Origin of the sequence: Sphingomonas qomolangmaensis, from assembly GCF_024496245.1 — a bacterium.
Taxonomy (GTDB): Bacteria; Pseudomonadota; Alphaproteobacteria; order Sphingomonadales; family Sphingomonadaceae; genus Sphingomonas; species Sphingomonas qomolangmaensis.
In genome coordinates, this window is the sequence record NZ_CP101740.1 from 173,359 (window position 1) to 192,245 (window position 18,887).

Consider the following 18,887-nt stretch of genomic DNA (forward strand, 5'->3'; position numbering starts at 1 on the left):
TTCCTACTCAGGACGAACGGGGTTTGGGTGTTCGAGCCCAACCGATCAAAAACCCACTCCTCCCCTTCAGGGGGAGGGGGACCGCGGAGCGGTGGAGGGGGCTGCCGCGGACGCTGCGGTTGTCGTGACGCCCCCTCCGTCATCCCTTCGGGCTGCCACCTCTCCCTGAAGGGGGAGGATCGGCCTGGCCGAAAGCCGCACTTGCAGTTGCGAATGGTTCGCGCTAGCGGTTGCGAATGGTTCTCAGCCGCACCTTCGCCGCATGACCCGCCGGACGATCCGCGGCTGGGTGGTTTTGCACAGCTGGTCGAGCCTGGTGTGCACCGCCTTCCTGCTGATGCTCTGCATCACCGGGCTGCCGCTGATCTTCCACCACGAGATCGACGAATTGCTCGACGACCAGCCGCCGATCGCTGCGATGCCGGCAGGGACGCCGCTGCAGTCGCTCGATACGATCCTGGCGCGCGCGCTGGCCGATCGGCCGGGCGAGGTCGGGCTATATATGAGCTTCGACGAGGATCGCCCCGTCGTGAACGTCACCACCGGCCCCTCGCCCGATGCCGGCGGGGCCGAGATGACGCTGACCGCTTATGACCAGCGTGACGGGTCGCTGGTCGGCGCGATCGCGCAGGACGGGGTGATGGACTTCATCCTGCAGCTCCACACCGACATGTTCGCCGGGCTGCCGGGGATGTTGTTCCTCGGCGCGATGGGGGTGTTGTTCCTCGCCGCGATCGTCTCGGGCGTCGTTCTCTACGCGCCGTTCATGCGCAAGCTCGACTTCGGGACCGTCCGCACCGGCCGCGCGCGGCGGACGAAGTGGCTCGACTATCACAATCTGCTCGGGGTCGTCGTGCTCGCCTGGGCGAGCGTAGTCGGGCTCACGGGGGTGATAAACACGCTCGCCGAGCCGATCATCGCGCAGTGGCGCAGCGACGATCTGGCCGCGATCACCCGCGAGCATGACGCGCGCGGCTTGCCCGTGCCGACCCGGCTCGCATCGATCAACGCCGCGGTCGAGACCGCCAAGGCGGCGGTACCGGGCAGCCGGGTGCAGTTCGTCGCCTTTCCTGGCGTCGCCTATAGCAGCCGCCAGCATTATGCGGTGTTTCTGCAGGGCGATACGCCGCTGACCAAGGGGCTGCTGACGCCCGCGCTGGTCGATGCGCGCACCGGCGCGTTGGCGGCGGTGCGACCGATGCCCTGGTATGTCCAGGCGCTGCAATTGTCGCAGCCGCTGCACTTCGGCGATTATGGCGCGCTGCCGCTCAAGATCCTGTGGGCAGTGCTCGACCTGTTCACGATCCTGGTGCTCGGGTCGGGGCTGTATCTGTGGTTCGCCAAGCGCCACGCATCGAGCGAGGCGAAGGCACGCGAGGTCGAAAGCGGCGGCGTGCTGGTGCCGGCTGAATGAGCGGGGTGATGCATCGACCGCGCTCGCGATCGACCGGCGCGATCTTCGCGGTGCCGCTGCTGCTCGCGGTGGCGAGCATGATCGGGCTGGTGGCGGCGCTGCTGGGCGACGGGGCGGCCGACATCGTGTCGTGGGTCGCCCTGGCGTTGCCGGTGGCAGCGGTGATTTGGGCGATGCGGTTCCGGCGCGGATAGGGGCGCCGGGCCCCGTTTGCTTGAACCGAACGGGGTTCGGACAGGCCCTCACCCTTCCGGCGCTGCGCGCCTCCCTCCCTCTCCCGCAGGCGGGAAGGGAATTTTCTATTGGGGATTTTCGATGAAGTTCGTTTTGCTTGCCGGTTGCTGTCTGTTTGCTGCCTCTGTCGCACACGCCCAGGAGGCGCCGCGCGATGACGACGACATCGTGGTCACCGCGCAGGCCGATAATCAGACGCAGGTGATCCGCGGCGGGCAGGTCGGGGTGCTGGGCGACAAGGCCGGCGAGGACGTGCCGTTCAGCATCCGCGCCTATGGCGAGACGCTGATCCTCAACCAGCAGCCGCTGACGCTGGGGCAGGTGCTCGAAAACGATCCGTCGGTGCGCGCGAGCTATGGCTTCGGCAACGCCGCCGAACTCTTCGTCATCCGTGGCTTCCCGTTGTTCGGCGACGATATCGGGCTCGACGGGTTGTACGGCATGGCGCCGCGGCAGCTGATCTCGCCCGAGCTCTACGAGCAGGTACAGATATTGAACGGTGCGAGCGCGTTCCTGAACGGTGCGGCGCCGGGTGGGACCGGGATCGGTGGGAGCGTGAACCTGACCCTGAAGCGGGCGGGCGATCGTCCGCTGACGCGGGTGACGGGTAATTTCAGCGAGGGCGCGCATTTCGGCGGTGCGGTCGACGTGTCGCGGCGCTTCGGCGCGGGGGGCGAGTTCGGGGTGCGGATCAACGGGGCGTACCGTGCGGGCGACGTCAGCGTGAACGATGAATTTCGTCGCTCGGCGGTGATCGGTGCCGGTTTCGACTGGCGCGGCGAACGGGCGCGGCTGTCGCTCGACCTTGCCTATCAGCGGCTCGAAGTGCGCGGGCTTCGGCCCAAGGTAACCGTCATCGGGCTCACCAGCATTCCCGAGGTGCCGCGCGCCGATGCCAATTATGCCCAGCCCTGGACCTACACCGAGTTGCGCGACGTGTTCGGGCTGGTGAAGGGCGAGTACGACCTTGCAGACAATGCGCTGCTGTACGCGTCGTTCGGTGCGCGCGACGGATCGGAGGACGGGATCTACAGCGGGCTGACCGTCACCGACGCGGTGACGGGCGCGGCGAGGGGCGACGCGCTGTTCGTGCCGCGCACCGACAATAACGAGGCCGCGCAGGCGGGGCTTCGCTTGAAGCTCGCGGCGGGCGGGGTCAGCCACGAGATCAACTTCGGCGGATCGATGTCGTGGCAGGTCAATCGCAATGCCTTCGACTTTCTGAGTGGTTTTGCGACCAACCTGTACGACACCCCGGTGGTGCCGCAGCCGGGCACCGGCTTCGTCGGTGGCGACCTCGACGATCCGTTCGCGGTCTCGCGGGTGCGGCTGGGCAGCGCGTTCGTTTCGGATACGCTGGGCTTTTTCGATGATCGGGTGCTGCTGACGGCGGGGCTTCGGCTGCAGGCGATCAACGTGCGCGGCTATTCGTACACCGGTGGGTCGCTGGCCAGCGAATATGCCGAGGACGCGGTGACCCCCGTCGTCGGGCTGGTCGTCAAGCCGGTCGAAGGACTGTCGCTGTTCGCCAACCGGATCGAGGGGCTGGCGCAAGGCCCCACCGCGCCGACCACCGATCCGTTGATCGTCAACCCCGGCGAAGTGTTCGCTCCGTTCACATCGGCGCAATATGAGGTCGGCGGAAAGCTCACCTTCGGGCGGTTCAACGCCGGGGCGGCGGTATTCCAGATCGCACAGCCCAGCGCCTTTGCTCGGCCGATCAATGCCGCCGATCCTACCGGCCCACGGATCTTCGCGGTCGAGGGGGTACAGCGTCATCGCGGGGTCGAACTGACGCTCGACGGCGAACTGGTCGATGGCTTGCGCTTCATCGGCGGCGCATCGGTGATCCAGGCCAAGCTTCGCGATACCGAGGGCGGGACGCTCGACGGCAATACCGCGGTCGGCGTGCCCGATTATACCATCAACGCGAATGTCGAATGGGACACGCCGTTCATCCCCGGCTTCACGCTGACCGGACGGGTGATCGATACCGGCAAGCAGCAGGTCGATCGCGCCAACACGCTGGAGATTCCTGGCTGGACGCGCTTCGACCTCGGCGCGCGCTATGTCGTTGCAGCGGCGCAGCGCCCGCTGACGCTGCGGCTCAACGTCGATAACGTCGCCAACGAACGCTATTGGCAGTCGGCGTTCGACAGCTTCTCGCCCAGCCTGTTGCAGGGCATGCCGCGGACGGTGAAGCTGTCGGCCTCGGTCGAGCTGTAGCGGAACAAAGCGCTGGTTTGACTGCTTGTGGCGACCTAGAGGCCGTTTTTGTCGTCGGCGGTCCAGGGGGAAACATGATCGAGCAGCCAGGCACCGCGCAGCCGGCGGACAAACAGTGGACGCCATCGCGCATCGCGCGCGCCGGGGTGATCCTGATCGCGCTGGTCGGCTTGGCGATGCTGCTGATCTCGCTGACCAACCTGTTCCTGCTGATCTTCGCCGCGATCGTGCTGTCGGCGGTGTTCGAGACGCTCGCCAGCCTGATGCAGCGCTGGACGAAGCTGCCGCGCGGGCTGGCGCTGACCGCTGCGGTGTTGCTGATCCTGGGCAGCTTCATCGGCATCTTCGCGATGTTCGGCGCGCAGCTCGCCGCCGAGTTCGACACGATCCGCGAAAAGTTTCCGACCGCGCTCGAGGGTATCCAGCAACAGCTCGATAGCTGGGGCGTCGGCGGCCAGGCGCGCGAGCTGGTGGCCGGTGGGACGAAGGACCTGACCAGCCTGCTGCAGGGCGCTGGCGGCTATGCGCTGTCGGCGGGTAGCGGGCTCGCCGATTTCGCGCTGGTGCTGGTGGGGGCGATCTTTCTGGCGGTCGAGCCGGGCGTGTATCGCCGCGGGCTGGTACTGCTGATGCCCGAGCGCGCCGAGGATGTGACCGAAGCAGCGCTCGACGATGCCGGGACCGCGCTCAAGGGCTGGATGATCGGTCAGCTGATGTCGATGGTGGTGGTCGCGGCGTTCACCGCGCTGGGGCTGTGGCTGCTCGGCGTGCCCGCGGCGGGCGGGCTGGGGCTGATCGCCGGGCTGCTCGACATCATCCCGTTCATCGGGCCGATCATCGCGGCGGTGCCGGCGGTGCTGCTGGCCTTCACGGTATCGCCGTCGACCGCCTTGTGGACGCTCGGGCTATTCCTGCTGATCCAGCAGATCCAGGGCAACCTGCTCCAGCCGCTGATCCAGAAGCGCGCGGTCGACGTGCCGCCGGGGGTGCTGCTGTTCGCGGTCGCGGGCGCGGGCATCCTGTTCGGGTTGCTCGGGGTGTTGCTCGCCGCGCCGCTGACGGTGGTGATCTTCGTGCTGGTGCAGCGAATCTATGTGAAGACGCTGCTGGGCAAGCCGATCGAGACCGCCGCAGAAAAGGCCGACTGACGCCCGTCAGCGGCCGACGGTCGCCAGCACGCGCAGCGCCTGCGCGAGGTGCAGGCGTTCGACCATTCGGCCGTCGAGGCGGATCGCGCCTTTGCCAGCATGTTCGGGTAGCGCGAAGGCGTCGCGGATCGCTTCGGCCTCGGCGATTTCGGCGGTGCCGGGGCTGAACGCGCTGTTGCAGGCGGCGATCTGCGAGGGGTGGATCAGCGTCTTACCGTCGAAGCCGAAACGGCGGCCCTGCGCGCATTCGGCGACGAGCCCTTGCGCATCGTCGATGCCGTTGAAGACGCCGTCGAGCGCGCCGAGGCCGTGCGCGCGCGCTGCAGCGACAGTGGTGGCGAGGAAGGAATGGAAGGGCAGGCGGTCGCTGCCGGGCTGCATCCCCATGTCCTTGGCAAGATCGTTGATCCCCATCACCAGCGCGGCGAGCCGCGGCGCGGCGGCTATCTGGCCCAATGCGAGCAAGGCGGCGGGGGTCTCGATCATCGCCCAGAGCGCCACGTCCCCGGGCAGGAGCGCGGCGCAGGCGGCAAGGTCGGCGGGGCCGTTGACCTTGGGGAGCAGGATGGCGTGCGGCGGGGCTTCGGCGAGCGCGGCGAGGTCGGCGGCGGCCCATTCGGTGTCGAGCGCGTTGATGCGGACGACCAGTTCGCGGTCGCCGAAATCGCCCAGCGCGAGCGCTGTCACCGCTTGCGCGCGCGCGGCTTCCTTCGCCTCGGGCGCGACCGAGTCTTCGAGGTCGAGGATCACCACGTCGCAGGCGAGCGTGCGCGCCTTGGCGATCGCGCGGTCGTTCGAGGCGGGCAGGTACAGCGCGCTGCGGCGGCGGCGGGGGGTGTCGGTCATGGCGCGGGGATAGCATCGGCGGCGGGGGGATGCCTATGGGGAGCGGCTGCTTGCGCTTCCGTGCCTCCAAGTGCCGTCGCCCCAGCGAAAGCTGGGGCATCCCCGTTTGGTGGGCGACGCGTGCCACACGGGGAGATCCCAGCTTTCGCTGGGATGACGTGTGTTGGGTGGGGGCGTGTGTTGGTGGGGGTGTTGCTCGAAGCGCGAGCTACTTCATCCGCAACGCCAACCCCGCCGCAACCAGCACCACCGAATCTGCCGCCGCCGCCACCCGCTGGTTCAGTCGCCCGGCTTCATCGCGAAACCGGCGGGCCAGCGCGTTTTCGGGGACGATGCCCATGCCGACTTCATTCGATACCAGCATCACCGGACAGCGCGCCGCCGCGAGGGCAGCGACCAGTGCATCGGCGGCGGGCTCGATCGGGTGGTCGCCCAGCATCAGGTTGGTCAGCCACAAGGTGAGGCAGTCGACCAGCAGCACCGATCCTTCGCCGCTTTCGCGCACAATCGCGGCGGGTAGGTCGAGCGGGCATTCCACGGTGCGCCAGCGCGCGCCGCGATCGGCGATGTGGTGGGCGATCCGGTCGGTCATTTCCTCGTCGAAGGCCTGTGCTGTCGCGAGATACACCAGTGATCCCGGCAGCGCTTCGGCGGCGGCCTGCGCCAGCCGGCTCTTGCCCGATCGGGCGCCGCCAATGAAGAAATGCACGCGATCCAAGCCTATTGCCTCCGCTTCGACCGCATATTAGGGGCGATCGGGTGACAGGTTCCCAGAGATGGGATCAAAAGGGAACCCGGAAGCGGCCAAGCCGTGATCCGGGGCTGTACCCGCAACTGTGACCGGCGAGCGTTCGCCCATCCATGCCACTGGACCCTCGGGTCCGGGAAGGCGGGACGAACGCGGTGACCCGGGAGCCAGGAGACCTGCCTGTCACGGTCGGTCCATCGCGCGGACGGGAATATCCGGGCGATCGAGGTTTTTTCCTCGTGTGACGACACCGTTGGGGTGGCGCGCGTGGGAAGGATTCCACGACCACATGATCGTGCCCGCCGGGCGCGCGACCCCTTGTTGTTGATGAGGGGAAGAACATGCCTGTCCGTATTTCGTTACTTTCGCTGGCCGTCGTGCTGGCGGCATCGCCCGCTTACGCCCGCGATATCCCCGAAACCCCCGACGACACGATCGTCGTCACCGCCAACCGCAGCGAGCAGCCGCTCGACCGAGTCGGCCAGAGCATCAGCATCCTCGATGCCGAGGAAATCGAGATCCGCCAGACCCAAGCGGTCGCCGATCTGCTGCGGACGCTGCCCGGCGTCACCGTGACGCGCAACGGCGGGGTAGGGGCGGTGACGTCGGTGTCGATCCGCGGCGCGGATGGCGACCAGACCGTCGCGCTGATCGACGGGGTGAAGCTGAACGATCCGTCGTCGCCCGGCGGCGGTTTCAACTTCGGAAACCTGCTGGTCGGCAATATCCAGCGGATCGAGGTGCTTCGCGGGCCGTCGTCGATCCTGTGGGGCAGCCAGGCGATCGGCGGCGTCGTCAACCTGCTGACCGCGCCGCCGACCGAGGCGCTGGCGGTGAACGCGCGCGCCGAAGCTGGGTGGCGCAATACCGGCCAGGCAGTCGCCAATATTTCGGGCAAGGCGGGGCCGCTTTCGGCGAGCGCGGGGGGCGGCTATTTCCGTAGCGACGGCATTTCGGCGTTCGGCGCCGGCAACGAGCGCGATGGTTATCGCAACTGGGGTGCGAACCTGAACCTCAACCTGGCGCTGACCGACGCGATTTCGTTCGACGCGCGCGGCTATTATTCGGACGGGCGGGTCGAGATCGACGGCTTCGCAGCCCCGAGCTTCGCGTTCGGCGATACCGAGGAGTACAGCACGACGCGCGAGTTCGTCGGCTATGCGGGGCTCAACGCCGCGCTGTTCGACGGGCGGTTCCGCAACCGGCTGGGCTTTGCCTATACCGATTCGGATCGCGCCAGCTTCGACCCCGCCGAGACCTTCGCGGGCAAGGGCCGCAACGAGCGGCTGGAATATCAGGGCGTCGTCGATATCGTCGCGGGTAGCCAGGCGACCTTCGGGCTCGAGCGCGAGACCTCGCGCTTCACCTCGTCGAGCTATGGCGGCCCCGAGACGCGCGGGCGCGCGCAGATCGACAGCGTATATGGCCAGCTGGTGGCGACACCGATCGCCGGGCTGACGCTGACTGGCGGGCTGCGGCACGACGAGCATAACCGCTTCGGCGGCGCGACCACCGCGGCGGCGAGCGGGGTGTTCTCGCCCAATGACGGCGCTACGATCCTGCGCGCGAGCTATAGCGAGGGGTTCAAGGCGCCGTCGCTGTTCCAGCTGCAGAGCGAATATGGGAATCAGGCGCTTCGGCCCGAACGCGCGCATGGCTGGGACGCCGGGCTGACACAGCGGCTGCTCGATGGCGCGATCGAGGCGATTGCGACCTATTTCCGGCGCGACAGCCAGGACCTGATCGTGTTCGTGTCGTGCCCCGCGCCGCTGAGCGGCATCTGCGCCGGACGGCCATCGGGCACCTACGACAATATCGCGGAGGCGACGTCGAAGGGTGTCGAGGTGGCGCTGGCGCTGCAGCCAGTGCCCGCGCTGCGCATCCAGGGGAGCTACACGCATATCGACGCGCGCAACCGTTCGCCCGGCGATGCCAATTTCGACCGGCGATTGGCACGGCGGCCGAGCGACAGCGTGACGACGACGGTCGATTACAGCTGGCCGTTCGGGCTGCAGACGGGGGCGACGCTGACGCATGTCGGCACCAGCTTCGACAATGCCAGCAACGCGCGGCGGATCGAGGGCTATGTGCTGGCCGAACTGCGCGCGGCGCTGCCGGTGACGCGCAATGTCGAGCTGTACGGGCGCGTCGAGAATCTGTTCGACGAGCGCTACGAAACGCTGTTCCGCTACGGCACGCCGGGGCGCGCTGCCTATGGCGGCGTTCGGGTGCGCTACTGATGGCGCAGGCCGCCCGCATCGCTATCGCGCCGCCCGATATTGCCCGGTTCGCCGTGCATGGCGGACGGATCGATGCCGCGCGGGCGGCCTATTCCGCGGTCGCCGACTGGATCGATCTGTCGACGGGGCTCAGTCCCTGGGCCTGGCCCGCGACGATCGATGCCTCGGCGCTGACGCATCTGCCGACGCCCGATGCGCTGGCCACGCTCGAGGCGACCGCCGCTGCTGCGTTCGGCACGAGCGCGGCGGGCGTGGTGGCGGTGCCGGGGAGCGATCTGGCGCTGCGATTGCTGGGGCGGATGATCGGCGGGCATGCCGCGGTGGCGGGGCCGGGCTATTCGGGGCATGTGGCGATGTGGGCGGGCCGTGCGGTGGCTGCAGGGCTCGGGTCGCTTGCCGATAGCGCGCGCACGGGCGAGACCGTGGTGGTCGCGCGGCCCAACAATCCCGACGGGCATGTCGTCGATATCGCGACGCTAGAACGCCTTGCCGAGCGCGACGACTGGCTGATCGTCGACGAAGCCTTTGTCGATGCGACGCCCGAGCTGAGCCTGGCGGGGCAGGCATGGGATTCGCTGATCGTGCTGCGGTCGTTCGGCAAATTCTATGGGCTTGCAGGATTGCGGCTGGGGTTCGTGATCGCGCCGCCGGCGATCGTCCAGGGGTTGCGCGAGCTGCTCGGTGACTGGCCGGTGTCGGGGCCGGCGATCGCGATCGGGACGGCCGCCTATGCCGATCGCGACTGGGCGGCGATGCAGGTGGCGCGGGTGACCGAGGCGGCGGCGCGGCTCGATGGGCTGTTTGCCGGCGCCGGGCTGCGCGTGGCGGGTGGCACCGCGTTGTTCCGGCTGGTCGAGACGCCGCACGCGCACGCGCTGTTCGACCATCTGGCGCAGCGCGGCATCCTCACGCGGCCCTTCGCCGATCGGCCGCAGGCGTTGCGGCTGGGGTTGCCCGGCACCCCCGCGGCATGGGATCGCATCGACACCGCGCTCAACGACTGGAGCAAGCCATGACCGACACGCCCGACGACTATGCCCGCCACAACGCCCGCATGAAGCGGGTTCAGGCGGCGCGCGAGCGGATGCAGGCGCGCCACACGCTCGAACGCGGGCTGCTGATCGTCCATACCGGCAACGGCAAGGGCAAATCCTCCTCGGCCTTCGGCATGGCGATCCGTTCGCTTGGCTGGGGTATGAAGGTCGGCATCGTCCAATATGTGAAGGGCGCGTGGGAAACCGGCGAGAAGAACTTCTTCATGGCATCGCCCGACCTGTTGACCTTCGAAGTGATGGGCGAAGGCTTCACCTGGGACACGCAGGATCGCGCGCGCGATATCGAGGCGGCGCGCGCGGCGTGGGAGCGATCGAAGGAACTGATCCTCGACCCCGCCTATGATTTCATCATCCTCGACGAGCTCAACATCGTGCTGCGCAACGATACGCTCCCGATCGACGAGATCGTCGGCTTCCTGCGCGACCGCCCGCTGACCAAGCATGTGTGCATCACCGGGCGGGGCGCGAAGCCCGAACTGCTCGAGATCGCCGATCTGGTGACCGAATTCGCCGAGGTGAAGCATCCGTACAAGGCGGGCTTCAAGGCGCAGAAGGGCGTCGAATATTGAAGCGCGCGGCAATCCTGGCGGCGCTGCTGTGCGTGGGGGCGGCCCCCGCGCCAGCCCCCTTGCGCGCCCCCTTGCGCGTGGTGTCGATCAACCCCTGCGCCGATTCGGTGCTGATGCGCGTCGCCGATCGTGGCCAGATCGCGGCGATCAGCCATTATTCGCACGATCCCGAGGCCAGCTCTATCCCCGTCACCATCGCGCGCCACTTCAAGGCGACGTCGGGGACTGCCGAGGAAGTGGTGGCGCTTGCCCCCGACGTGGTGCTGTCGGGCCAGCATGTCGCGCCCTCGACGATCCTGGCGCTGCGGCGGATGGGCGTACGGCTGGTGCAGTTGCCGGTGCCGACGACGATTGCCGAAAGCGTGGCGCAGGTACGGCTGATCGCCGACACGGTCGGGCGGCCCGAGCGCGGTGCGGTGCTGGCCGGCGCGATCGAACGCGCGGTGCGAGCGGCGGAGCCCGCCGATGACCGGGCGATTCCCGCACTGATCTGGCAGGGCGGCGGGCTGGTGCCGGGCACCGACACGCTGTCGAGCGACATGCTGCGCGCCGGAGGATTTCGGAACCTCAGCGCCGATTACGGCCTCAAGAATTGGGATGTGCTGCCGCTCGAGCGTCTGGTGGCGAAGCCGCCGCGCGTGCTGCTGACGGTAGGGAAGGGCGAGGGGACCGGCGACCGGCGGCTGAGCCATCCGGTGCTTCGCCCGCTCGCGCGCCACATGGTGCGCGCGGCCTGGCCCGAGCGGCTGATGCATTGCGGCGGGCCGACGATCGTCGATGCGATGACTCGGCTGCGCGCGATCCGTAGCCGATTGCCCGCCGCATGAGACTGAACCTGACATTGGCGGTTGGCATCGCCTTCGCGGTGGTTCTTTCGCTGATCGCGGGAAAGGTGTGGCTTCCCGCCGAAGCGTGGAACGCCGACGACCCGCGCTTCCTGATCATCTTCGAACTGCGGATGCCGCGGACGGTGCTGGGGCTGGCGATCGGCGCGGCGCTGGGGCTGTCGGGTGCGGCGATGCAGGGGTATCTGCGCAATCCGCTTGCGGATCCGGGGCTGTTCGGCGTCTCGGCGGGGGCGGCGCTGGGGGCTGTGCTGTCGATGTTCTTCGGCTTCGCGCTGTCGGCTTGGCTGCTGCCCGCCTTCGCGCTGACCGGCGCTGCGGCTACGATGGCGCTGCTGGCGTTGCTCGCCGGACGATCTGCGAGCGTGCTGGTGTTCACCCTGGCGGGCGTCATCGTGTCGAGCGTCGCAGGGTCAATGACCGCGCTGGCGATCAGCCTCGCGCCCACGCCCTTCGCCGCGAGCGAGATCGTGACCTGGCTGATGGGCGCGCTGACCGATCGCAGCTGGGACGACGTGCTGCTGGCGCTGCCGATCATCGCGGTCGGCGCGGCGTGCATTGCCTTTACCGGGCGCGCGCTCGACGTGTTGACGCTGGGCGAGGCGGCGGCACGATCGATGGGGGTCGATCGCACGCGGCTGCAATGGCTGATCGTGATCGGCGTCGGGCTGTGCGTCGGCGCGTCGGTGGCGGCGGCGGGGATCATCGGCTTCGTGGGATTGATCGTGCCGCATCTGGTGCGTCCGTTCGTCGGCAACCGGCCCTCGGCGACGCTGCTCCCTTCGGCGCTGGGCGGGGCGCTGCTGCTGCTGCTCGCCGACAGCCTGGTGCGCGCAGCGCCGACGGTGAGCGAATTGCGGCTTGGCATCGCAATGTCGATGCTCGGCGGGCCGTTCTTCCTGGTGCTGCTGGTGCGGATGCGGAGGAAGCTCGCATGAACGGGTTGCTGGTTCGCGCGCTGCGGCTGTCGCTCGGCGGCACGGCGGTGCTGGGCGGGATCGACGCCAGCTTCGCGCGCGGGCGGGTGGCGGCGGTGCTGGGGCCGAACGGCGCGGGCAAGAGCAGCCTGCTCGCCTGCCTCGCCAGCCTGCGCGCGCCCGACAGCGGCACGATCATGCTCGACGGGCAGGCACTGGCGGCGATCGACCCGCGCGATCGCGCGCGGCGGATCGGGCTGCTGCCGCAGACCGCCGATGTCCATTGGGACGTCGATGTCGCGACCTTGGTGGCGCTGGGCCGCTATCCCCGGCGCGGGCGTTGGGGCGAGAGCGACGAGGATCGCGCGGCGGTGGCGCGCGCGATGGCGGCGACCGATGTCACGCGCTTCGCCGATCGCCGGGTCGAGACATTGTCGGGGGGCGAGCGCGGGCGGGTGCTGCTCGCGCGCGTGCTGGCGGGCGAGCCCGAATGGCTGCTTGCCGACGAACCGCTCGCCAGCCTCGATCCCGCGCACCAGCTCGACGTGCTCGATCGGCTGCGGGCGGTGGCGGGCGAGGGCGCGGGGGTGGTGGTGGTGCTCCACGACCTCAACCAGGCGGCGCGCGTGGCCGACGATGTCGTGCTGATGCGCGGCGGGCGGATCGTCGCGGCGGGCGCACCCGAAACCGTGCTGACGCCGGCGCTGATCGCGCAGACTTACGGCGTCGAGGCGCATGTGGGGCACACGCCCGAAGGGCAGCGCTATGTGATCCCGGTGCGGCGGACGTGATGCTCGGCCGCGAGGAACAATTGCTCGCGGCGCTGATCGTCGAGGCGGCGCTGGGCTATCCGGCGGCGGTGTATCGGCGGATCGGCCATCCGGTGACCTGGATCGGCGCCCTGATCGCGGCGATCGAGGTGCGGATGAACCGTGGCGGCTGGGGTGCGCGGCGGGTTTCGGGGTGCGCGTTGCTCGCGGTGTTGGCGCTGGTGGCGGGCGGTGCAGGCTGGGCGATCGAAGAGATTGGCTGGGTTGCCGTCATCGTGCTGCTGGCAACTACCGGGCTCGCGCAGCGCAGCCTGTACGATCATGTCGCGGCGGTGCTGGGCCCTTTGGCGGCGGGCGACGTCGTGGGGGCGCGGGGGGCGCTGGCGATGATCGTTGGGCGTGATACCGGAGCGCTCGATGAAGCGGGGATTGCCACCGGCACGATCGAGAGCCTGGCGGAAAGCTTTTGCGACGGTGTCGCCGCGCCCGCTTTCTGGTTCGCGGTCGCGGGGCTGCCGGGGCTGGCGATCTGCAAGGCGATCAACACTGCCGACAGCATGGTCGGTCATCGCGATGTGCGCTACGCCGCGTTCGGCGGGGCATGCGCGCGCGCTGATGACGTGATCAACTGGCTGCCCGCGCGGCTGTCGGGCGTGATGCTCTGCCTGGTCGGTGGCGGCGGCTGGCGGACGATGCTGCGCGACGCACCCGCGCATGCCTCGCCCAATGGCGGTTGGCCCGAGGCGGCGATGGCCGGGGCGCTGGGCGTCCGGCTCGGCGGCCCGGTCAGCTATGACGGCGAACCGGCGGCTCGCCCCTGGCTGGGGCAGGGCCGCGCACCCGACGCCCGCGATCTGCGCCGCGCGCTGGCGATGTATCTGCGCGCGTGCCTGTTGCTGTGGGGAATCGTGGGAGTGCTCGCATGGCTGCGGTGATGTTGCAGGGTACCGGTTCCGACGTCGGCAAATCGGTGCTGGTCGCGGGGCTGTGCCGGTTGTTCGCCAATCGCGGGCTTACCGTGCGCCCGTTCAAGCCGCAGAACATGTCGAACAACGCCGCCGTCACCCAGCCCGACGCCAATGGCCGGCGCGGCGAGATCGGGCGCGCGCAGGCGTTGCAGGCGCTCGCCTGTCGCACCCCGCCGACGATCGACATGAACCCGGTGCTGATCAAGCCGCAATCCGATGTCGGCGCGCAGGTGATCGTACATGGCCAGGTGCGCGGCCAGTTCGCCGCGCGCGACTATCAGGCGGCGAAGGTCTCGCTGCTCGGGGCGGTGCTCGGCTCCTATGCGCGGCTGTCGGCCGAATGCGACCTGGTGATCGTCGAGGGCGCGGGCAGCCCCGCCGAGACCAATCTGCGCGCCGGTGACATCGCCAATATGGGCTTTGCCCGCCCCGCCGGGGTGCCGGTGGTGTTGGTCGGCGACATCGATCGCGGCGGTGTGATTGCCTCGCTGGTCGGCACCCATGCGATGCTCGATGCCCAGGATGGCGCGATGATCCGGGGGTTCCTGATCAACAAGTTTCGCGGCGACGTCGCGCTGTTCGACGATGGCCTGCGCGAGATCGAACGGTGTACCGGCTGGCTCGGGCTTGGCGTCGTCCCCTGGCTCGCCGCCGCGCGCTCGCTGCCGGCCGAGGATGCGGTGGTTCTCGATTCGGCCGCGTCGGGGGAGGGCGCGGTGGTGATCGCGGTGCCGATGCTGTCGCGGATCGCCAATTTCGACGATTTCGATTCGCTTGCCGCCGAACCCGGCGTGCGGCTGGTGATGGTGCCGCCCGGATCACCGCTTCCCGCCGACGCCGCGCTGGTGATCCTGCCGGGGACCAAGGCGACGATCGCCGACCTGGGCTTTTTGCGCGCGCAAGGATGGGACATCGACCTTGCCGGCCATGTCCGGCGCGGCGGGCAGGTGCTGGGGATTTGCGGCGGCTATCAGATGCTCGGGCGGACGATCGCCGATCCCGATGGGGTCGAGGGGGCAGCGGGTGAGGTCGCCGGCCTCGGGCTGTTGCCGGTCGATACCGTACTGACTGGCGACAAGCGGCTCGAGGACGTGACCGGCACCAGCATCGCCGATGCCGCCGCCTTTGCCGGCTATGAGATCCACGCCGGGCGCACCAGCACCGCGCCGGGGACGCGGCCGATGCTCCGCTTCGCCGATGGCGGCGAGGATGGCGCGGTGCTCGGCAAGATCGCGGGCTGCTATGTCCACCGCCTGTTCGACCATCCCGCACAGCGCGCCGCGTTGCTCGCGCGGCTGGGTGCCGCATCGAACGGCATCCACGAAACCGCTCGGGTCGATGCCGCGCTCGATTCGCTCGCCGCCGCGCTCGACCGCGTGGTCGATGCCGACCGCCTGCTCACCATCGCAAGGACTGCTGCATGATCGACGAAGCCGCCGCCTGGGACCATCTCGACTTGCTCGCCAAACCGCGCCGCAGCCTGGGGAAGCTCGAAGCGCTGGCGGTGCGGTTGGCCTGCATCCAGCAGCGACTCGATCCGGTCACCCGCCCGCGCCGGATCGTGCTGTTCGCCGCCGATCACGGCGTCGTCGCGCAGGGCGTGTCGGCCTGGCCGAGCGACGTCACCGGGCTGATGGTCGCGACGATCGCGATGGGCCGCGCGGCGAGCAATGCACTGGCGGCGGCGCATGGCTGCGACTTGCGGCTGGTCGACATGGGGGTGGCCTCGCCGCCGGGCGGGGCGATGCCCGATCATTTTCGCGATGCGTCGCTGGGCAGGGGGAGCGCCGATCTGGCGACCCGCCCCGCGCTGACGCTCGAACAGTTCGACGCGGCCTGGGACGTGGGAGCCGAGGAAGCCGAACGCGCGGTGCGTGCCGGGGTCGCGGTGCTGATTGCGGGCGAAATGGGGATCGGCAACACCACGCCAGCCGCCTGCCTGACCGCATTGCTGGCGGACGTCGCGACCGAAACGGCGGTGGGGCCGGGGGCAGGGGCCGATGCCGAGGTGCAGGCGATCAAGCAGCGCGTCGTCCGCGAAGCCGTCGCGCGCGCCCGCAGCGAGGCCGATCCGCGTGCCGCCATCGCCTCGGTCGCCGGGTTCGAGATTGCGGCGATGGCGGGCTATTTCGCCGCCGGTGCCGAGGCGGGTGCTACGCTGCTGCTCGACGGCTATGTCGCTACCGCTGCCGCGCTGATCGCGGAGCGGCTGGCTCCGGGCACCGCGCGCGCGATGATCGCGGCGCATCGTTCGGCCGAGCCCGGCCACGGCGCGGCGCTCGCGCATCTGGGGCTCGAGCCACTGCTCGATTGGGAGATGCGGCTGGGCGAGGGCACCGGCGCGCTGGTGGCGCTGCCCTTGCTCGACAGCGCGGCGGCGATCCTGTGCGATGTCGCATCGCTTGCTGATCTGGGGGTGGGGCGTGCCGACTAAGGCTCCCGGCTGGGCACCGCCGCTGCTGGCGGTCCAGTTTCTTACACGAATTCCGGTGCCGATGACTGCGCGGCTGTCGCGCGAGCAGGTCGTCGACGGGCTTGCGCGCGCGGTCGGCTGGTTTCCTGCGGTCGGCACTTTGGTCGGGTGCGTCACTGCGGCGGTGGCGGTTTCGGCCAGCGCGGTGTGGCCGGTACCGGTCGCGGTGGTGCTGTCGCTCATCGTCGAGGCGCTGCTGACCGGCGCGTTCCACGAGGATGCGGTCGCCGATTTCTGCGATGCGTTCGGCGGCGGGCTGACGTCGGAGGATGTGCGGCGGATCATGAAGGACAGCCGGATCGGCAGCTACGGTGCGGTCGGGCTGGTGCTGGCGATCGCGCTGCGCGCGGGGACGATGATCGCGCTGGTGCAGGCACTGCCGCCGGTCGAGGCGTTCGTCGCGATCGTCGCGGCGGCGACCTTAGGGCGGTTGCTGGTGGTGGCGACGATGGCGGCGATCGACCCTGCGCCGGCGGGAACGGGCCTGGCCAAGGACATCGGCGCAATTACCGATATGCGGCGGCTGGGGTTCGCAGCGCTGGTTGCGCTGCCGGGGTTGGTCTGGTTCGCGGCGATCGATCCCGCCGCCTTGCTGTTCGCCTTTCTCGCGGCGTGCGCGTTCCTGTGGTGGTTCCGCCGGCTGCTGCTGCGGCGGATCGGCGGCAGCACCGGCGACTGCCTCGGCTTCGCGGCCTATGCCGGGCAGCTGATCGCGCTGCTGGCGGCGAGCGCGCGATGATCCTGCTGGTGCGCCATCCCGCGGTGGCGCGCGCGTGGGCGGGGCGCTGCTATGGGATGAGCGACGTCGGGCTCAGCCGGGCGGGAGCGATGCAGATGCACGCGCTACTTCCCGAGCTGGTTGCGTGGGGGCCGACGCATATCGTCCATTCGGGGTTGCGCCGCGCGGCGGTGCTCGCGGAGGCGGTGGCGAAGGCTTCGGGTGCGCCGATCACGAGCGACCGCCGCTGGCGCGAGCGCGATTTCGGAGCGTGGGAGGGGCGAAGCTGGCAGGCAATCTATCGCGCCACCGGCAACGCGATGGACGGCATGATCGACGCCCCCGACAGCTTCCGCCCCGGTGGCGGGGAAACGACTAGCGAACTCGCCGCCCGCGCCATTGCTGGCTGCGACGCGCTGCCTGCAGGCCGCGTGCTGGTGGTGAGCCATGGCGGCGCGATCGCGGCGCTGCTGGGAAGCAGAGCGGGCGTGCCCCCCCGCGATTGGCCGAAGCTCGTTCCGCCGACGGGCGGAACCGCGCGGCTGCCGCGGTAATACGTCGCGCGCCCAAAGATTCATAAGCTGAGAAAAATGGTCGGGGAAAGAGGATTCGAACCTCCGGCCCCTGCCTCCCGAAGGCAGTGCTCTACCAGGCTGAGCTATCCCCCGACCGGGGCGCTTGTCCGGCGATGCCGGTCAGCGAGCCGCGGCATATATCACCATGGTCGCGCTTTTCAAGCGCCGCGTTGCGCGCGGGTTCAGCGTGCGACCGGCGCAGCCTCCGACGCGTTTTCGGGGAGGCCACCCATCTCGGTCACCAGCTTGGTGTAGGCGTCGAGGTACGCAAGCACGATGACCTGGCCGATCTCGGTATTTTGGTAGCCGCCACCCGCGGCGCCGAACGCCCCGCCACCGCCGAACGCGCCGCCGCCCACGCCGAAGCTGAGGTCGCTCTTGCGGGCATAGCCTTCGGTCAGCGCTTCTTCCTCGGTGGTGCGCGCGTTGACGATCGACAGCGTGACGTTCGCCTCGGCCTTGCGGGTGTTGATCCCGCCGGCGATTGCGCCGACGCCGCCCAGGATGCCGCGGCTACGCCCCAACAGTCCGCCGAGGACGCCGCCGACCGCGTTGCCGCCCGAATTGGCGTTCGAGGTCACGATGTCGGGCTGCAGGAAATAATCGGCGGCCTTCACCTGCGCGCGGCCGAGGTTCGAATTGTCCTGCAATTCGCCCTGGTCGGCCAGCGCGCGTTCCATCGCGCGGCTCTGCATGCTGCGCCCGCGGTTGACCATGGTGAAGCACCCCGATTGCTGGACGAACACGCGCAGGATCGCCTCGGGGCTGCCGAGGTTGAATTCGCGCCACCATTGATTGTCGGGCTCGACGATCGCGACGGTGCCGAGCTTGCGGGTGCAGCGCGGCACCTGTCGCATCGCGCGTTCCTGATCCTTGCGCGCCGACGAGGCACCGCGGGTGGTGCCGTCGCGGTTCTGGCGGCCCGAGGAGGTCGCGGTCTGCGCCTCGGCAGGCGCGGCGAGCAAGGGCGTGGTGGCGAGCAGCGCGGCGATGGCGGCGGCGGACGCGGTGTTGCGCATATAGTCAAATCCCCCCGAATTCGATGATACGCATTGCAACCGGGGCGACCGCCCGATGCGCTGCATATCAGACCCAAAAGGCGAGCGCGAGCGGGAACGAAAGCCCGTTTTGGCAAGCGCCC

Annotated in this window: 18 protein-coding genes, 1 tRNA gene and 1 riboswitch; of the genes, 15 read left to right on the forward strand and 4 right to left on the reverse strand. The window is 69.3% G+C overall.

Annotated features, from left to right (window positions below; translation table 11 throughout):
- Positions 1-262 precede the first annotated feature (262 nt).
- The 4 genes from NMP03_RS00905 (at position 263) to NMP03_RS00920 (ending at position 5,022) form a co-directional block, all read left to right on the forward strand.
- Positions 263-1,414, forward strand: a complete 1,152-nt coding sequence (locus NMP03_RS00905; RefSeq protein ID WP_256506686.1) for a PepSY-associated TM helix domain-containing protein — start codon at positions 263-265, stop codon at positions 1,412-1,414.
- Between the two features lie 8 nt (positions 1,415-1,422).
- Complete coding sequence (locus NMP03_RS00910) at positions 1,423-1,608, forward strand: hypothetical protein (RefSeq protein ID WP_256506687.1); 186 nt, start codon at positions 1,423-1,425, stop codon at positions 1,606-1,608.
- 121 nt (positions 1,609-1,729) lie between these two features.
- Entirely contained in the window at positions 1,730-3,874 is a 2,145-nt protein-coding gene (locus tag NMP03_RS00915) for a TonB-dependent receptor (protein WP_256506688.1), read from the forward strand.
- 74 nt (positions 3,875-3,948) lie between these two features.
- Positions 3,949-5,022, forward strand: a complete 1,074-nt coding sequence (locus NMP03_RS00920) for an AI-2E family transporter (RefSeq protein WP_256506689.1) — start codon at positions 3,949-3,951, stop codon at positions 5,020-5,022.
- A gap of 6 nt (positions 5,023-5,028) precedes the next feature.
- On the opposite strand, the gene NMP03_RS00925 is transcribed toward NMP03_RS00920, so the two are convergent.
- Both NMP03_RS00925 and cobU read right to left on the reverse strand, forming a co-directional pair.
- Positions 5,029-5,868, reverse strand: a complete 840-nt coding sequence (locus NMP03_RS00925; RefSeq protein ID WP_256506690.1) for an HpcH/HpaI aldolase/citrate lyase family protein — start codon at positions 5,866-5,868, stop codon at positions 5,029-5,031.
- Positions 5,869-6,076: 208 nt separating this feature from the next.
- A complete protein-coding gene (gene cobU, locus NMP03_RS00930) occupies positions 6,077-6,586 on the reverse strand; it encodes a bifunctional adenosylcobinamide kinase/adenosylcobinamide-phosphate guanylyltransferase (protein ID WP_256506691.1) in 510 nt (169 codons plus the stop codon).
- A 29-nt stretch (positions 6,587-6,615) separates the two neighbouring features.
- Positions 6,616-6,814: riboswitch (cobalamin riboswitch) on the forward strand.
- Between the two features lie 143 nt (positions 6,815-6,957).
- Between cobU and NMP03_RS00935 the strand changes: the two genes are divergently transcribed.
- From NMP03_RS00935 to NMP03_RS00985, 11 genes are read left to right on the forward strand one after another with little or no spacing between them, the layout of a single operon-like run.
- The gene (locus NMP03_RS00935; RefSeq protein WP_256506692.1) at positions 6,958-8,856 is read left to right on the forward strand and encodes a TonB-dependent receptor plug domain-containing protein; all 1,899 of its coding nucleotides are present in this window, start codon (positions 6,958-6,960) and stop codon (positions 8,854-8,856) included.
- Positions 8,856-9,872: an aminotransferase class I/II-fold pyridoxal phosphate-dependent enzyme gene (locus tag NMP03_RS00940; protein ID WP_256506693.1), complete on the forward strand. Its 1,017-nt coding sequence runs from the start codon at positions 8,856-8,858 to the stop codon at positions 9,870-9,872. Before NMP03_RS00935 ends, NMP03_RS00940 begins: the two co-directional genes overlap by 1 nt.
- Positions 9,869-10,480, forward strand: coding sequence for a cob(I)yrinic acid a,c-diamide adenosyltransferase (gene cobO, locus NMP03_RS00945; RefSeq protein ID WP_256506694.1), 612 nt, complete (start codon positions 9,869-9,871; stop codon positions 10,478-10,480). Before NMP03_RS00940 ends, cobO begins: the two co-directional genes overlap by 4 nt.
- Positions 10,477-11,307, forward strand: a complete 831-nt coding sequence (locus tag NMP03_RS00950) for an ABC transporter substrate-binding protein (RefSeq protein WP_256506695.1) — start codon at positions 10,477-10,479, stop codon at positions 11,305-11,307. Before cobO ends, NMP03_RS00950 begins: the two co-directional genes overlap by 4 nt.
- Positions 11,304-12,263 (forward strand): FecCD family ABC transporter permease, encoded by a 960-nt coding sequence (locus tag NMP03_RS00955; protein ID WP_256506696.1) that lies wholly within the window; start codon positions 11,304-11,306, stop codon positions 12,261-12,263. Before NMP03_RS00950 ends, NMP03_RS00955 begins: the two co-directional genes overlap by 4 nt.
- A complete protein-coding gene (locus tag NMP03_RS00960) occupies positions 12,260-13,033 on the forward strand; it encodes an ABC transporter ATP-binding protein (protein ID WP_256506697.1) in 774 nt (257 codons plus the stop codon). Before NMP03_RS00955 ends, NMP03_RS00960 begins: the two co-directional genes overlap by 4 nt.
- The gene (gene cbiB, locus NMP03_RS00965) at positions 13,033-13,947 is read left to right on the forward strand and encodes an adenosylcobinamide-phosphate synthase CbiB (protein ID WP_256507963.1); all 915 of its coding nucleotides are present in this window, start codon (positions 13,033-13,035) and stop codon (positions 13,945-13,947) included. Before NMP03_RS00960 ends, cbiB begins: the two co-directional genes overlap by 1 nt.
- Positions 13,935-15,404, forward strand: a complete 1,470-nt coding sequence (locus tag NMP03_RS00970; protein WP_256506698.1) for a cobyric acid synthase — start codon at positions 13,935-13,937, stop codon at positions 15,402-15,404. The genes cbiB and NMP03_RS00970 overlap by 13 nt, the downstream gene beginning before the upstream one ends.
- The gene (gene cobT / locus NMP03_RS00975; RefSeq protein ID WP_256506699.1) at positions 15,401-16,414 is read left to right on the forward strand and encodes a nicotinate-nucleotide--dimethylbenzimidazole phosphoribosyltransferase; all 1,014 of its coding nucleotides are present in this window, start codon (positions 15,401-15,403) and stop codon (positions 16,412-16,414) included. The genes NMP03_RS00970 and cobT overlap by 4 nt, the downstream gene beginning before the upstream one ends.
- The gene (locus NMP03_RS00980; protein ID WP_256506700.1) at positions 16,371-17,192 is read left to right on the forward strand and encodes an adenosylcobinamide-GDP ribazoletransferase; all 822 of its coding nucleotides are present in this window, start codon (positions 16,371-16,373) and stop codon (positions 17,190-17,192) included. Before cobT ends, NMP03_RS00980 begins: the two co-directional genes overlap by 44 nt.
- Positions 17,189-17,725, forward strand: a complete 537-nt coding sequence (locus NMP03_RS00985) for a histidine phosphatase family protein (protein WP_256506701.1) — start codon at positions 17,189-17,191, stop codon at positions 17,723-17,725. The genes NMP03_RS00980 and NMP03_RS00985 overlap by 4 nt, the downstream gene beginning before the upstream one ends.
- Positions 17,726-17,762: 37 nt before the next feature.
- Here the strand turns inward: NMP03_RS00985 and NMP03_RS00990 are convergent.
- Both NMP03_RS00990 and NMP03_RS00995 read right to left on the reverse strand, forming a co-directional pair.
- Positions 17,763-17,839, reverse strand: a tRNA-Pro gene (locus tag NMP03_RS00990).
- Between the two features lie 89 nt (positions 17,840-17,928).
- Complete coding sequence (locus tag NMP03_RS00995) at positions 17,929-18,765, reverse strand: CsgG/HfaB family protein (protein WP_256506702.1); 837 nt, start codon at positions 18,763-18,765, stop codon at positions 17,929-17,931.
- Between the last annotated feature and the right edge of the window lie 122 nt (positions 18,766-18,887).

What these genes read in the sequence shown, in the direction of transcription:
- NMP03_RS00905 (WP_256506686.1), top strand. Translation starts at nt 263, where the DNA reads ATGACCCGCCGGACGATCCGCGGCTGGGTGGTTTTGCACAGCTGGTCG.
- NMP03_RS00910 (WP_256506687.1), top strand. Translation starts at nt 1,423, where the DNA reads ATGCATCGACCGCGCTCGCGATCGACCGGCGCGATCTTCGCGGTGCCG.
- NMP03_RS00915 (WP_256506688.1), top strand. Translation starts at nt 1,730, where the DNA reads ATGAAGTTCGTTTTGCTTGCCGGTTGCTGTCTGTTTGCTGCCTCTGTC.
- NMP03_RS00920 (WP_256506689.1), top strand. Translation starts at nt 3,949, where the DNA reads ATGATCGAGCAGCCAGGCACCGCGCAGCCGGCGGACAAACAGTGGACG.
- NMP03_RS00925 (WP_256506690.1), bottom strand. Translation starts at nt 5,868, where the DNA reads ATGACCGACACCCCCCGCCGCCGCCGCAGCGCGCTGTACCTGCCCGCC.
- NMP03_RS00935 (WP_256506692.1), top strand. Translation starts at nt 6,958, where the DNA reads ATGCCTGTCCGTATTTCGTTACTTTCGCTGGCCGTCGTGCTGGCGGCA.
- NMP03_RS00940 (WP_256506693.1), top strand. Translation starts at nt 8,856, where the DNA reads ATGGCGCAGGCCGCCCGCATCGCTATCGCGCCGCCCGATATTGCCCGG.
- cobO (WP_256506694.1), top strand. Translation starts at nt 9,869, where the DNA reads ATGACCGACACGCCCGACGACTATGCCCGCCACAACGCCCGCATGAAG.
- NMP03_RS00955 (WP_256506696.1), top strand. Translation starts at nt 11,304, where the DNA reads ATGAGACTGAACCTGACATTGGCGGTTGGCATCGCCTTCGCGGTGGTT.
- NMP03_RS00960 (WP_256506697.1), top strand. Translation starts at nt 12,260, where the DNA reads ATGAACGGGTTGCTGGTTCGCGCGCTGCGGCTGTCGCTCGGCGGCACG.
- cbiB (WP_256507963.1), top strand. Translation starts at nt 13,033, where the DNA reads ATGCTCGGCCGCGAGGAACAATTGCTCGCGGCGCTGATCGTCGAGGCG.
- NMP03_RS00970 (WP_256506698.1), top strand. Translation starts at nt 13,935, where the DNA reads ATGGCTGCGGTGATGTTGCAGGGTACCGGTTCCGACGTCGGCAAATCG.
- cobT (WP_256506699.1), top strand. Translation starts at nt 15,401, where the DNA reads ATGATCGACGAAGCCGCCGCCTGGGACCATCTCGACTTGCTCGCCAAA.
- NMP03_RS00980 (WP_256506700.1), top strand. Translation starts at nt 16,371, where the DNA reads ATGTCGCATCGCTTGCTGATCTGGGGGTGGGGCGTGCCGACTAAGGCT.
- NMP03_RS00985 (WP_256506701.1), top strand. Translation starts at nt 17,189, where the DNA reads ATGATCCTGCTGGTGCGCCATCCCGCGGTGGCGCGCGCGTGGGCGGGG.
- NMP03_RS00995 (WP_256506702.1), bottom strand. Translation starts at nt 18,765, where the DNA reads ATGCGCAACACCGCGTCCGCCGCCGCCATCGCCGCGCTGCTCGCCACC.